This window comes from Streptomyces sp. NPDC102274 (genome assembly GCF_044766385.1).
Lineage (GTDB): Bacteria > Actinomycetota > Actinomycetes > Streptomycetales > Streptomycetaceae > Streptomyces.
This window is the reverse complement of record NZ_JBIWLW010000010.1, coordinates 47,504-59,991: the sequence shown is the minus strand read 5'-3', so window position 1 is coordinate 59,991 and position 12,488 is coordinate 47,504. Positions and strand designations below refer to the sequence as shown.

Sequence of the window (12,488 nt, the reverse complement as noted above, 5' to 3'; positions counted from 1 at the left end):
GCCGGCCGCGACAGGCGGCAGGGGCCGCAGGGCAGTTGACAACTGCCCTGCGGCCCTTCCTCCGGTCGGTGACCGCTGTCGGATGCTGATCGGGCGGAGAAGCCTGGCCGACCGCCCCGCGGTCAGCCGCGTCGGTCACCCCGGCCGCGGCGGTCACCCCGGCCGGGCCGACGTCCCGCCGGCCGGTGCCTCATCGTCGGGCGGTCTTCCAGCTGGCCCAGGCCAGCGTGGCGAGCACCACGGCAAGGGAGATGTCGCCGAACCCGATCGACGTGCCGGTTTCCTCGTTCAGTGATCCGAGGGATCCGACGGTGAGGGCTGCGAAGAGGATGGCCAGGACGGTCCAGAACATTCTCATGACGGCCCCCAAGTGTGGAACATTGCTGCCAACATAGCGGTCGGGCCGCACCATGGGCGGAATTTCGTACGATCCCGGCAGTTGGGTGCACCGCGGCCTCGGGGAATCCTCATACGGCACGGTTGTTGCACCAGGTGTGAGTATCGCAGCGACTGTTCCCTTCTCCGTGCTGGACCGCTCCCGTATCCGTGAGGGGTCCGACGGTTCGCGGGCGCTGCGCGACAGCGTGGCGTTCGGCCGGCGGATCGAGGCCCTCGGCTATCACCGCTTCTGGGTCTCCGAGCACCACAGCGTGCCGGGCGTCGCCGGCTCGGCTCCGACCGTACTCGCGGCGGCCGTGGCCGCCGCCACGTCGACGATCCGCGTGGGGACCGGCGGTGTGATGCTGCCGAACCACCAACCGCTCGTCGTCGCCGAGCAGTTCGGGGTGCTGGAATCACTCTTCCCCGGCCGTGTCGACATGGGGCTCGGTCGGTCGGTGGGGTTCACCGACGGGATACGCAAGGCACTCGGCCGGGACAAACAGGACGCGGCCGACTTCCCGGGGCAGCTCGCCGAACTCCTCGGATACTTCACCGGCACCCAGACCGCGCATCCCCAGGTCCACGCCCACCCCGCCGAGGGGCTGCGGGTCCCCGTCTTCGTTCTGGCCACCGGGCAGGGCGCGCGGGTCGCGGCGCGGGCGGGGCTGCCGCTGGTCGTCGCCGCCGTGCGGGGTGAGGACGCGATGCTGCGGGCCATCGAGGGGTACCGCCAGGATTTCCGCCCCTCCGCCTGGGGCGAGCGGCCGTACGTCGTCCTGTCCGGCACCGTCGCGGTCGCGGAGACCACGCGGGAGGCTCGCGAGCTGCTGCTCCCGGAGGCCTGGTCGACGGCGTACTCCCGCACCCACGGGGAGTTCCCGCCACTGGTCCCGGTCGAGACGGTTCTCGCCACCGCCATGACGGAGCGCGAGCGCGTACTGTTCGAGGAGGCGTGGCGGGGGCAGCTGTACGGTACGGCGGACGAGGTGGCGGCCGGTCTCCAGAAGCTGCTGGCGCGCAGCGAGGCCGACGAATTCCTGGTGACGACCAGCACCTACGACCGTGAGGCACTGCTCGACTCGTACACCCGGCTGGCCCGGCTGCTGGGGCTGACCGGCGCGACGCGGTCTGCGCCCTGATCGCACCGTCCGGCATGGCGGCCGTCAGCCTGCGTGACGTGCCGCTCTTCCGACTCTCGCGGGGTGGCTTTTCACGCGCCCGTACAGCCTTCCGCGCCGGTGTCCGCCCGAGCGTGCCCGGGGTACTGCTCCGATACGGCTTGTTGTCCGGGCCGTGCAGTGTGTACGTACGCCGTGTACGCACGCCGTGTACGCACGCCGGTCAGCGGTCCGGGCCGTCATTTCGCGTCGTGGAAGACGAGGCCGAGGGTGTGCCGTCGGCCGGAGCGGACGGTGCTCACCCCGTGCCGCATGGGGCCGGTGGACCAGCCGCGCCTGGAGGCGACGGGCCGGTCGCGGGTGGTGAAGATCAGCCCGTGGCCCTGGGGCAGTGTTGTGGACGATCCGCGGGACTGGGCACGCGGGCGCTGCTCGGTCATGATGAACTCGCCGCCGCTGTAGTCGACTCCGGGCACGTCCAGGCCGATGACGACCTGGAGGGGGAAGACGGCCTCGCCGAACACATCGCGGTGCAGGGCGTTCCAGTCCCCGGCGCCGTACCTCAGCAGGATCTGCGCGGACTTGGTCTGGCCGGCTTCATGACAGAGCGCGAGCCACTCCTCCAGGGTGTCCGGCCACGGGGACGGCCTGCCGAGTTTGGCGGCCCAGTCGCGGGCGACGGGCAGCAGGCGCGGATAGAACGCCTCCCGCACCTCCCGTACGGGGTCCGGCAGTTCGTGGGTGAAGTAGCGGTACTGCCCGGAGCCGAAGCGGTGGCGGGCCATGTCGACGGTGGTACGGAACCGCTCGGCGTCGTCGTACCAGGCGACGATCGCGGCGCACTCGTCAGGTGTGAGCAGCCTGCCGGTCAGCGTGCTGCCGTACTCGTTGACCTCGTCGGCGAGCCTCTCCCAGTCCGCCGCGTCGACCCGCGTGGTGAGCGTGGGCTCGGGGTGGGTGGTGTCGATCATGGTGCCCTCCGGGCGATGGACGTCGAGGGGTCTTGCGCCGTCGTGCGCGAGGCCCCGCGGACCGATGGGGCCGCTCATGCGGCCGGGTGGACGTGTGCGGGGTCCAGCGGCTCCCGCTCGCGCTGTGGGCCGCCGGCGCAGCCGGTCAACGCACCGCTGCCGCCCCGCACGTACCCTCCATACTGCGTGCGGGCGGCAGTGCGTGCCGGCGGTATTCGGACGTCACACTGCGAGCTCGCGGAAGACAGAACTGATTCACCCGGTGACTCGTCCTGGGGGGGCAGGGGCAGCTGGATGGGAGGCCATGGTGGTGCGGGCACAGGCGGACAGAGGTGCGACGTCGACGGTGAGGGCGCCGCTCCGATGGGCGCGGCGGTGGGCTCCGGGTGCGGACGCGCGGGGGGACGCCGGGGGCCGGTCGGCCTGGACGCGGGGGCGGGTACTCGCCGCGCTCGCCGCGCTGACGGCCGGGCTGCTGGTGTTCCACCGGGCCGTGCCCAACTCCGTCGGCCGCCTGGGCAGTTTGCTGGAGACGTTCCTGCCATGGCTAGGCCTGGCGGGCGTGGTGCTGCTCGGCCTGGCGCTGCTGCGTCGTTCCGCCACCGCACTGGTGGCCCTGCTGCTGCCGGCGGCTGCCTGGACGTACCTCTTCGGCGGACTGCTCCTGCCCGGGGCCGACTCCGGGGCGACATCCGGCGCGCACGACCTGGTCGTGGTGCAGCACAACGTCAGCGACGAGAACACCGACCCGGCGGGCACCGCGCGCTCCCTGGCTGACGCCGGGCCCGATCTCATCGCGCTGGAGGAACTGCTGCCCCCCGCGCTGACGGTCTACGAGACGACCCTCGCCCCGGACTACCCGCACCACACGGTCCTGGGCACCGTCGGACTCTGGTCGAAGCATCCCCTGACCGGCACCCGGTTGTTGGACATCAAGCCGCAGGGGATCACGGAGACCTGGAGTCGCGGGCTGCGGACCGTGGTCCGCACGCCGCACGGCGAGATCGTCGCGTACGTCGCGCACCTGCCCTCGGTCCGCGTCGGGGCGGGCGGCCTCGCGTCCTCCTGGCGCGACGAGAGCGCCCGCCTGCTGGGCCAGGCTGTCGCCGCCGAGGAGCTGAAAGCGGTGATCCTGATGGGCGACCTCAACAGCACGGTCGACGACCGTGGGCTGGCCCCGCTGACCTCACGGATGAACGTGGCGGAACGGGGCTTCGCCTTCAGCTTCCCCGCCGCCTTCCCGCTGGCCAGGATCGACCAGGTCATGGCCCGCTCCGGAACGGTCGGCCATATCCACACCCTGCCCGCCACCGGCAGCGACCACCTGCCGATCGCCGCCCGGATCACACTGGACTGAAGGCGTGGTCTCAACGCGGCGTCGCCCGGCGGCTGCCGCTCCCGAGGCTCTGGGCACTTGTGCGTCCTTCGTGGTCCGCCGGATGCCGGCGTGTGGCAAAGTCATGCCGGTGGATGAGCTGCGACTTCAGGATCCCGAGCGAATAGGCGCGTGGCGGATTCTCGCCCGGCTCGGTGCGGGCGGCATGGGACAGGTGTACCTCGGCCGTTCGCCCGGCGGACGGCTGGTGGCCGTGAAGGTGATCCGCGACGAGATCAGCGATCACCCTGAGGCGCTGGCCCGGTTCCGGCGGGAAGCCGCGACCGTGGAAGCCGTACGCAGCGCCTACACCGCCCAGTTGATCGAGGCGTCGCTCGATACATCCCCGTACTGGCTGGCCACCGAGTACGTACCGGGACCCACGCTGCGCGACGCCGTGGGCGCGAGCGGCCCGTTCCCGCCCGAGAGTGCTCTGCGGCTGCTCGCCGCGCTCGCCGAGGGGCTGGCCGCGGTCCATGTCCACGGGGTCACACACCGGGACCTGAAACCGCAGAATGTCATCCTTGCGCCGCAAGGGCCGCAACTGATCGACTTCGGCATCGCCCGGGGACTTGAGCAGACGATTCTCACCCGGGACGGAATCGCCCCCGGGACACCCGGATACACCGCGCCCGAGGTCGTCATGCGTAACGAGGCCGGCCCGGCGGCGGACGTCTTCGCGCTGGGAGCGACGATCGCCTACACGGCGACCGGCCGGCCCCCGTACGGTGCCGGCGACGCCGCGGCGGTGAGCTACCGGGCCGTGCACGAGGACATCGACCTGACGGGCGTACGAGACGATCTGGCCGCGCTGATCCGGCAGTGTGTCGCCAAGGACCCGGCGGAGCGGCCCGGACTGGCCGCCGTGATCGCCGGATGCGCGGTGGACTCGGCGCTGGCCGCCGATGCCCATTACCGCTCGGTGGCCCGTGATACCGACCCCGTACCCCCGTCCGGGCACGTGCACAGCCCACCGTCCTCGTCCGGTGCGCACGTGGCGTCGGAGCGGGAACCGGGAACCGTCACGCCGGTCATGTCGGCACCGCCCGCACCGCCCGCGGATCGCGGCCCGGTGAATCGCGCTCCCGCGCGGACGGCGGGGACCGCGTTCTGGGCATACTCCGACACCACACCGTACGACGACCCGGATCACCGGCCGCCTCCCGCCCGGCCGAGACGTCGCGGGGCCTGGCTCGCCGTATGCGTGGTGGCGCTCCTCGTGCCGCTCGCGGTCCGGCTGTTCCCCAAGGAGGACGGCGAGGGCTCCGAAGCCGCGCCCACGACCGGATCCGCCGCGTCCCGGCCGGCCACCACGGGCCCGGCGGGACGCCCGCCGGACCACATCGTCAACGACCGTGTCTCGCAGGACCGCTGGACCCTGTCGGACGATCCGGCACAGGCCGCCCAGGGCATCGGCTCCTGCGACCTGGCGAGCCTCGCCGACTCCTTGCCACCGATGGACCTGCGGTCCTCCGTCTCGCACACCACCGGCTCGGACACCGCCTCCGTGGAGCTGCGCCCCAAGACCGCGGGGGAGGGAAAGCGACCCGCGCCGTACTACGTGTCCGTCGGGATACGGCCTCCGCACGAGACCGACCGCACCACCGGACGCCCCCTCAAGTCGGAGGGGAAGGGCATCGGTTTCACCAGCAAACCCATCGACCTCTACTCCCAGTGGTCGTCGGGCGGAACCATCAAGCTCACCTATCCCGACGACTTCCGGGCCCACTTCGGCGACCGGACCGTCGACGCGATCCCGGTCGGCGACGACCGGGGGGACTGGACCGTGGTGCTCTACCACGTCGAAGGCGGACCCACGAAGTACACGTCCATCGTGTGCAACGGCTTCCACGCATGAGCAGCGACGAGGAAGTGTCCGACGGCATAATGCGGTGGTGAAGATCAACCACGTGGTTCTCGACTGCGGCCTGCCCATCGAGGAGCGGCTCAAGCAGCTCGCCGAGGTGTGGATCCGCGACGGTCGTGGCCGCGACCATCTGGTGACCGGCAAGGCGTTCTTCGCGGTGTACTCCTGGCATCTGAGGCACTGGACCGACCACGACCTCACGTGGGCGGAGTATGTCGCCGCCTCGTACGACTCCATCGGTGGCGGCGACGGCTGGGCGGCCATGCTGCGTGAGCGTGCCTTCTGTGAGAGCTGTGGGGACAGATACCGGCTGGAGAACATCGGGCTGTGCACCGGGTGCATGCGGTACACCTGCTACTCCTGCGGCGCCCACGGGGCCTGCGTCGGCGAGATTGTCTGACCAGCACCGTTCGACGAACACCAGCCGGCCACACACCACCCGCGGTCAAGGCGGGAAGGGCTCAGCGGCAAGCCATGGGGACCGGCCCTTTCGAGTCCGGTCCCCGTGCCGAGGAAACGGTGCCGTGGTTGGTTCGGTCACCCCGCGGCAGGAGATCAGCCGCCGCGTGGCCGAAGGCACCCAGCTGGGCATGGCGGTCGAGGGCCTTACCGCCGCCGACCTCGCGTTCCGAAGCGGGTACGGAGCGTGACCGCCGCCGACCGCGAGCCGCGCGGATCGCCCTGATCCGAGGAACGATGAAACTATGAATACTTCACCCGAAAACCCTTCGGAAACCACTGCGGAAGACACCTTCGACGTGATCGTGCTCGGGGCCGGTCCGGTCGGCCAGAACGCCGCCGAGCACGCGCGCGCGGGAGGTCTGAGCGTCGCCGTGGTCGAGCGTGAACTGGTCGGCGGAGAGTGCTCGTATTGGGCCTGCGTGCCCAGTAAGGCTCTGCTGCGGCCGGTCATCACGGTCTCGGACACGCGCAGGGTGGACGGTGCCCGCCAAGCGGTCACCGGGCCACTCGACACCGCCCGGGTCTTCGCGCGACGCGATCACTACGTGACCGACTGGGACGACTCCGGGCAGGCCGGCTGGGTCAAGTCCATCGGTGCCGACCTGTTCCGCGGGCAGGGCCGGATCGACGGCCCACGCCGGGTAAGCGTCACGTCCTCCGGCGGCCGTCGCACCCTCACCGCCCGGCACGCGGTCGCGGTGGCCACCGGCAGCCGGCCCGCGCTGCCCGTCGTACCGGGCATCGACGAAGCCCACCCCTGGACCAACCGCGAGGGCACCGACTCCAGCCACGTGCCCGGCCGCCTCACCATCGTCGGCGGCGGCGGAGTGGGCGTCGAGATGGCGACCCTGTGGCAGGGCCTCGGCAGCCGGGTCACCCTGCTGGCCCGCCGCCCGCTCCTGCCCCGGATGGAGCCCTTCGTCGGTGATCTGGTCACCCGGGGACTCACTGAGGCGGGCGTGGACGTACGCGTCGGCGTCTCGGTGACCGCACTGCGCCGCCCCGACCCGGCCCGCCCCGTCACCCTGACCCTCGACGACGGAACACACCTGGAGGCCGATGAGGTCATGTTCGCCACCGGGCGGGCGCCGCGCACCGACGACATCGGCCTGGAAACCGTGGGTCTGGCCCCCGGATCCTGGCTCGATGTCGATGAGACCTGTCTGGTCCGAGGGGTGGAGGGCACCTGGCTGTACGCCCTCGGTGACGTCAACCACCGCGCGCTGCTGACCCACCAGGGCAAGTACCAGGCGCGGACGGCGGGTGACGCGATCAGTGCCCGCGCCAAGGGGCTGCCGCTCGACAACGGTCTCTGGGGCGACCACGCCACCACCGCCGACCAGCACGCCGTACCCCAGGTCTTCTTCACCGACCCCGAAGCCGCGGCGGTGGGCCTGTCCGCCGAACAGGCCACCGAGGCCGGCTATCGCATCACCGTGGTCGATGTCGACTTCGCCCAGGCCCAGGGGGCGAACCTGTACGCCGACGGCTATCAAGGCCAAGCCCGCATGGTCGTCGACCTCGACCGCGAAACCCTCCTCGGGGTGACCTTCGTCGGCCCCGGCATCAGCGAACTCCTGCACTCCGCCACCGTCGCCGTCGCGGGCGAGGTCCCCCTCAAACGCCTGCGGCACGCCGTCGCCTGCTTCCCCACCGTCAGCGAAATCTGGCTGTTCATGCTCAAGGCGTACCCGGGATAGCACGCACCCGCGCATGCCCGCGGGGGCAGTGCGGAGAGGCCGCGGCCCGCGGCCGTTTGATCGGCGGCGTCGATCAACCGATCGAGAAGCAGTCTTGGACGGCCGGTGATCCATCACGGCAGGATGTCGGGGCGTTCCCCGACTTTGCCGGACGACGAGCCGCCGTGAGCCGGGAGTGGGGGGCGCCCCTGAGGAGTCCTGTGCTGATTTCGCGCGCCCAGAAAACGTACGTCCCGCTCGGCGGTGCGGAGACCATACCCGCCCTCCGTCCGGCGCGGACGCACCGCGCTACCCCACCCAGCGCCTGCCGGGCGAGCGCGGCACTGGGGCGTGTTTCAGAAGTAGCGTCGCCCGCGCGCAGGGCGGTGCAGACGGGACTTCTGAAACACGCCCCAGGTAGACGTCGGCCCGCCACCGGGTCGGGGACGTCGTATTCATGACGCACAGCCGGTCCGAGATACGGGAAACCGAGGACGACACCCGCCCCGCCCGCCCCGCGAAGAAGCCTCGTACCCGATGGTGGAGAGTCGCCGAGCCCAGGCCGCCCCGGCGTACGGTCGCGTCGGCGGCCGTCACCACATCGGTCGCGCTGACCGTCCTGGTGGCCGTCGGGACGCTCATGCACCAGACGGTGCTGATACCGCCGCTCGCGGCTACGGCGGCGATCGTCACGGCGACTCCCGGCTCCCCACTCGCGCAGCCCCGCCATGTCCTGGGCGGACACCTGCTGTCCTGTCTCGTCTGTTTCGCGGTCCTCGCCCTCGGCTGGCACGGGCCCTGGGCCGCCGCCGTGGCCTGCGGCGCGGCCTGCGGCCTCGGGCTCGTACTCAAGGTGGCCCACCCGCCGGCCATGGCAACCGCCGTCATGATCATGCTCACCGATCCGCCTGCCACCCGCTTCGTGACCCTGCTGGCCGTCGGCGCGGCCCTGCTCGTCCTGGTGCAGCTGGTCTCCTCCCGTCTGCGGCGACAGGTGTATCCCACTTCCTGGTGGTGACTCGCCGTCCAGCCCCCCGGACACCACCCCGGACACCGCCGCTGGACCGACTGGTCCCCAACTGGTCCCCAGAACAACCGAAAAGGCGGTATCGGATTTCTCCGATACCGCCTACGACCTGTGAAAACACAAGTCGGGACGACAGGATTTGAACCTGCGACCCCTTGACCCCCAGTGAACGAAACACTGTCCAGGGGGGTCCGTGAGATCCAGGGAGTGCAGAAACGTCCAGGTCAGCGCCACAAATTCCGCGTCGGTCCGTACAGTCCGTGAGATCTGTGTGAGACGGACGTGAGACGACGAAGCCCCGCCCCTTGCCGGGCGGGGCTTCCCGCGTCTCTACAGCCGATCCCCCATCCGCTCTCGTGGCGTCACCACGGTCAACCGCTCGGGATGCTCGGAGGTCCAGCGGCCCGGACCGAGTTCCGGCCGCAACTCCCACACGGCGCCTCCCAGTACGTTCGTCACGATCCCGCGCCGGTCGGCGTCCTCGTCATGGATCAGGTCGCCCACCCAGGGCGTTCGTTCGCTGCTCATCCGTGTTCCTTCCCGCGCAGTTCTGCCCACACCCGCTTGCCCCACGGCAGCGGTTCGGTTCCCCAGTGATCAGCCAGCTCCGCTACGAGCGCGAGGCCGCGCCCGCCTTCTTCGTCGTCGTCCGGGACCTTGGGCTCCGGGAGCACCTTCGAGAAGTCCACGACGCCGATGCGCACGCACGCCCCTCCGGGGCGGTCGATGACGACCCGGATGGACTCCCGCCGGGCGTGCTGGACGGCGTTGGCCACCAGCTCGGAGACGATCAGCGCGCCGTCCTCGGTCAGCTCCTCCAGCTCCCAGGCGGCGCAGGCGGTGCGCACGAGGCGCCGGGCCGTCGCGGCGCTCTCCGGCTCGCGCGGCAGGGTCTCGCTGTAGCCGGGGTGCCCGGTGGGCCTGGAGGTGGTGGTCACGGTCATCAGGACCCCTCGTAGGTGAGCGGGAGGCACAGCCCGCCCCCGACGGGGGCCAGGGGCGGGCCTCTCTGACCTGCCACCGCGCTGTCCTTTCCGGTGGCGGCCTGTCACTCAGTCAACGACGCCTTGTGACTGCCCGTGAGGAAATGTCAGGCCGCCGTGCATCGCGGGCAACCGGAAATTTCGGCGCTGCTCCGCCGCCACGACCCTGCTACCTCGCTACCTTGAAGACGTGGAGGAGAACAGGCACCTGGCGGACGCGCTCAAAGAAGCAGGGCTGACCCAGACCGAGTTGGCGGAGTCGGTGAACGATTACCTTCGGTCCGTCGGCAGGGAGGGCACGGTCAGTGATCGCACGGTTCGCCACTGGCTGACCGGAAAGACCCGCTGGCCCCACCCTCGGCAGCGCGAAGCACTGGAGGCAGTATTCGGCTGTACCGCCGGGGAACTCGGCTTCACACCCCCAGCGGGCAGACCTAGCCCTACCAGGACGGAGGACCCTGTGCACCGCAGGAACTTCCTCACCGCCGCCACCGGTACAACTGCCGCCGTCGTGCCCCTGATCGCCGCCAGGCCGCACGCGGTCGGCACAACCGACGTGATCCGCCTCCGCAGCGGCCTGGACGCCCTGACAGCCCTGGACGCCTCCAGAGGCGGGCATGAGGCCCTGGAGCGGGCCGCGCTCGTGGGTGCTGCGGAGGCCCTAGACCTCCAGAGGCGCGCGGCCTCCCAACGCATCCGGCAGCGCCTCTTCAGCGTGGCCGCGAACTACACCGCGTCGGCGGCGTGGTCGGCCGTGGACGCCCGCCAGAGTGACCGAGCGCTGACCCACCTGAACCGCGCCCTCTACCTCGCGGGCATGGGCAAGGACCCTGTGGCGGAGCTGCGCGTGTGGAACAGCCACGCCATGCTCGCCGTCCATCGCGGGGAGTTCTCGCAAGCCGTGGACGCGGGCCAGGCCGCGCAGGCGACGGCCATCACACGGCGCGATCCCCTGTTCGCCTCCCTGGCGCACGCACGGACAGCCGTCGGACATTCGGTGGTCGGGGACCGCCGGGGCGCCCTGCGGTCACTGGGGCACGCGGAAGACGCTCTGGCGAAGGCGTCCCTGGAGGAGTCCCGACCGTCGTGGGTGGCGTTCTACGGCCCTGCGGAGCTACTGGCCATCACCGCCATCGTCCGGGACGACATCGGGGACTCTGCGGGCGCGGAGGCGGCCTCCCACCGGGCCCTGGCCGCCATCCCGAAGCAGTTCCGGCGGAACCGGGCGCTGGCCACCCTGCAACTCGCCCTGACGCAGCTTCACCAGCGGGACGTGGACCAGGCGTGCGCCACGGCGGATCAGGTATTCGCGCTCATGACCGGCAACCCCCTGCCAGGCCGGATGCGGTCCTACCTCGGAGACTTCCTCCGTGACTTGATCACTCTGGCGCCCACCTCCAGCACTGCGCGAGAGTGGGAAGACCGTTACCGATCAGAATGGAGCCAGGCCCGATGACCTCCGCCTTGGAGCTGCGCCACTACAGCCACGACGACCTGTCGGAGATCCGACAGACGTTGATCGACGTGCACGCGGATGTGCACGCCGACCGGATGGCGGACGACGACTTCCGGCAGAAGTTCCCCTGGTTCGTGGATCACTGGGGAGGCAACCCCGGCTTCTCCTGCGTGATCGCGTACGACGGCGCCGACGTGGTGGGCTTCGCGTACGGCGCCCCTGGCGCGGAGGGCCGCGAGTGGTGGCGGGAGCACCTGGACCCGGCGCCGGAGAAGGGCCGCACGTTCCACTTCTCGGAGCTGATGGTCCGCGAGCAGTGGCGGAAGACGGGCGCGGCCGAGCGCCTTCACCGGGCGCTCATGGACGCCCGAGACGAAGACCTGGCCGTCCTGCTGGTGGACGTGACGCACCCGAAGGTGGAAGCCCTGTACGAGTCGTGGGGATACCGGAGGGTCGGGAAGGACCAGCCGTTCCCGGACTCCCCGGTGTACGCCGTGATGCTCGTGGATCTCCCACTGTCCTGACGCCTCGTTCCCGGACCCGGGGCCCGGGGCGTTGCGGCGATCGAACATCATGCACGCATGGACTCAGGACTTGCAGCGGTGCTTGGCGCCGGGATCACGGGCGCCGTAGCGTCGTTGGGCGCGTGTCTCACCTACCGACAGTCGAAGGTCCAGATCAGGAGCAACGCGAAGCTGGCGCTTCGCGAGCCGAGGCGGAAGGTCTACAGCGACTTCCTGACTGCCTGCCGAGGAGCGGTTACCGCCGTACTGGATCTCGTAGATGAGGACACGGGAGAGGTTAGCCTCGGACCCCTCTGCCTTGCGCTTGACGAGCGCTTCCCAGCCCTGATGCATCTGCTTGCCGAAGTGGACCTGGAAGGGCCGCAAGCAGTGAGTGAGGCGGCGAACAAGGTGATCAAAGCACTCTCGGACCTGCATGCGACCGCTTACAGCGCGGACCTTTCCGGGCTGGTTGACGATGACGGTCGCCCTGTTCGGATCAGCGGCGACTTCATGGCCGAAGCCCGTACAGCGATGAAGGAGTTCGTGGCGGCGGGGCGCAAGGCACTCCAGACGGACGCGGACCCGGCGCGCAGCTAGTCGGATTGGCAGGACGCCGGCTCGCGTGTAAACGGCAGAAAGCCGCAGCTCTGACCGGCTGCGGCT

General features: G+C 70.6%; 14 protein-coding genes. 10 read left to right on the top strand and 4 right to left on the bottom strand.

Annotated elements, in window-relative coordinates; genetic code table 11:
- Positions 1-190: 190 nt before the first annotated feature.
- Positions 191-358, bottom strand: a complete 168-nt coding sequence (locus ACIRQP_RS16255) for a hypothetical protein (RefSeq protein WP_403889614.1) — start codon at positions 356-358, stop codon at positions 191-193.
- A gap of 136 nt (positions 359-494) precedes the next feature.
- On the opposite strand from ACIRQP_RS16255, the gene ACIRQP_RS16250 reads away from it, so the two are divergent.
- Positions 495-1,520: an LLM class flavin-dependent oxidoreductase gene (locus tag ACIRQP_RS16250; RefSeq protein ID WP_403889611.1), complete on the top strand. Its 1,026-nt coding sequence runs from the start codon at positions 495-497 to the stop codon at positions 1,518-1,520.
- A gap of 218 nt (positions 1,521-1,738) precedes the next feature.
- Here ACIRQP_RS16250 and ACIRQP_RS16245 read toward each other — a convergent pair whose 3' ends face one another.
- Positions 1,739-2,470 (bottom strand): 2OG-Fe(II) oxygenase, encoded by a 732-nt coding sequence (locus ACIRQP_RS16245; protein WP_403889608.1) that lies wholly within the window; start codon positions 2,468-2,470, stop codon positions 1,739-1,741.
- A gap of 304 nt (positions 2,471-2,774) precedes the next feature.
- On the opposite strand from ACIRQP_RS16245, the gene ACIRQP_RS16240 reads away from it, so the two are divergent.
- The 6 genes from ACIRQP_RS16240 (at position 2,775) to ACIRQP_RS16215 (ending at position 8,871) form a co-directional block, all read left to right on the top strand.
- Positions 2,775-3,827 carry an endonuclease/exonuclease/phosphatase family protein gene (locus tag ACIRQP_RS16240; RefSeq protein WP_403889605.1) on the top strand — a complete coding sequence of 351 codons (1,053 nt, stop codon included), beginning with the start codon at positions 2,775-2,777 and terminating at the stop codon, positions 3,825-3,827.
- 103 nt (positions 3,828-3,930) lie between these two features.
- Complete coding sequence (locus ACIRQP_RS16235; protein WP_403889602.1) at positions 3,931-5,703, top strand: serine/threonine protein kinase; 1,773 nt, start codon at positions 3,931-3,933, stop codon at positions 5,701-5,703.
- Positions 5,704-5,740: 37 nt separating this feature from the next.
- On the top strand, positions 5,741-6,112 hold the full coding sequence (locus tag ACIRQP_RS16230; RefSeq protein WP_403889599.1) for a hypothetical protein: 372 nt from the start codon (positions 5,741-5,743) through the stop codon (positions 6,110-6,112).
- Positions 6,113-6,236: 124 nt separating this feature from the next.
- Positions 6,237-6,362, top strand: coding sequence for a hypothetical protein (locus ACIRQP_RS16225; RefSeq protein WP_403889596.1), 126 nt, complete (start codon positions 6,237-6,239; stop codon positions 6,360-6,362).
- Positions 6,363-6,416: 54 nt separating this feature from the next.
- A complete protein-coding gene (locus tag ACIRQP_RS16220; protein ID WP_403889593.1) occupies positions 6,417-7,874 on the top strand; it encodes a dihydrolipoyl dehydrogenase family protein in 1,458 nt (485 codons plus the stop codon).
- 436 nt (positions 7,875-8,310) lie between these two features.
- Positions 8,311-8,871 carry an HPP family protein gene (locus tag ACIRQP_RS16215; protein WP_403889590.1) on the top strand — a complete coding sequence of 187 codons (561 nt, stop codon included), beginning with the start codon at positions 8,311-8,313 and terminating at the stop codon, positions 8,869-8,871.
- A 339-nt stretch (positions 8,872-9,210) separates the two neighbouring features.
- Here ACIRQP_RS16215 and ACIRQP_RS16210 read toward each other — a convergent pair whose 3' ends face one another.
- Positions 9,211-9,408, bottom strand: a complete 198-nt coding sequence (locus ACIRQP_RS16210; RefSeq protein ID WP_403889587.1) for a hypothetical protein — start codon at positions 9,406-9,408, stop codon at positions 9,211-9,213.
- Complete coding sequence (locus ACIRQP_RS16205; protein WP_403889584.1) at positions 9,405-9,824, bottom strand: ATP-binding protein; 420 nt, start codon at positions 9,822-9,824, stop codon at positions 9,405-9,407. The genes ACIRQP_RS16210 and ACIRQP_RS16205 overlap by 4 nt, the downstream gene beginning before the upstream one ends.
- A 229-nt stretch (positions 9,825-10,053) precedes the next feature.
- Here ACIRQP_RS16205 and ACIRQP_RS16200 point away from each other — a divergent pair, with 229 nt between their 5' ends.
- From ACIRQP_RS16200 to ACIRQP_RS16190, 3 genes are read left to right on the top strand one after another with little or no spacing between them, the layout of a single operon-like run.
- A complete protein-coding gene (locus tag ACIRQP_RS16200; RefSeq protein WP_403889581.1) occupies positions 10,054-11,319 on the top strand; it encodes an XRE family transcriptional regulator in 1,266 nt (421 codons plus the stop codon).
- Positions 11,316-11,843, top strand: a complete 528-nt coding sequence (locus ACIRQP_RS16195; protein WP_403889578.1) for a GNAT family N-acetyltransferase — start codon at positions 11,316-11,318, stop codon at positions 11,841-11,843. Before ACIRQP_RS16200 ends, ACIRQP_RS16195 begins: the two co-directional genes overlap by 4 nt.
- A gap of 57 nt (positions 11,844-11,900) precedes the next feature.
- Complete coding sequence (locus tag ACIRQP_RS16190; protein WP_403889574.1) at positions 11,901-12,422, top strand: hypothetical protein; 522 nt, start codon at positions 11,901-11,903, stop codon at positions 12,420-12,422.
- The last annotated feature ends 66 nt before the right edge of the window (positions 12,423-12,488 follow it).

Coding starts and splice junctions, on each gene's coding strand:
- ACIRQP_RS16220 (WP_403889593.1), top strand. CDS start 6,417: ATGAATACTTCACCCGAAAACCCTTCGGAAACCACTGCGGAAGACACC.
- ACIRQP_RS16190 (WP_403889574.1), top strand. CDS start 11,901: ATGGACTCAGGACTTGCAGCGGTGCTTGGCGCCGGGATCACGGGCGCC.
- ACIRQP_RS16195 (WP_403889578.1), top strand. CDS start 11,316: ATGACCTCCGCCTTGGAGCTGCGCCACTACAGCCACGACGACCTGTCG.
- ACIRQP_RS16215 (WP_403889590.1), top strand. CDS start 8,311: ATGACGCACAGCCGGTCCGAGATACGGGAAACCGAGGACGACACCCGC.
- ACIRQP_RS16255 (WP_403889614.1), bottom strand. CDS start 358: ATGAGAATGTTCTGGACCGTCCTGGCCATCCTCTTCGCAGCCCTCACC.
- ACIRQP_RS16245 (WP_403889608.1), bottom strand. CDS start 2,470: ATGATCGACACCACCCACCCCGAGCCCACGCTCACCACGCGGGTCGAC.
- ACIRQP_RS16235 (WP_403889602.1), top strand. CDS start 3,931: ATGCCGGTGGATGAGCTGCGACTTCAGGATCCCGAGCGAATAGGCGCG.
- ACIRQP_RS16210 (WP_403889587.1), bottom strand. CDS start 9,408: ATGAGCAGCGAACGAACGCCCTGGGTGGGCGACCTGATCCATGACGAG.
- ACIRQP_RS16205 (WP_403889584.1), bottom strand. CDS start 9,824: ATGACCGTGACCACCACCTCCAGGCCCACCGGGCACCCCGGCTACAGC.
- ACIRQP_RS16240 (WP_403889605.1), top strand. CDS start 2,775: ATGGTGGTGCGGGCACAGGCGGACAGAGGTGCGACGTCGACGGTGAGG.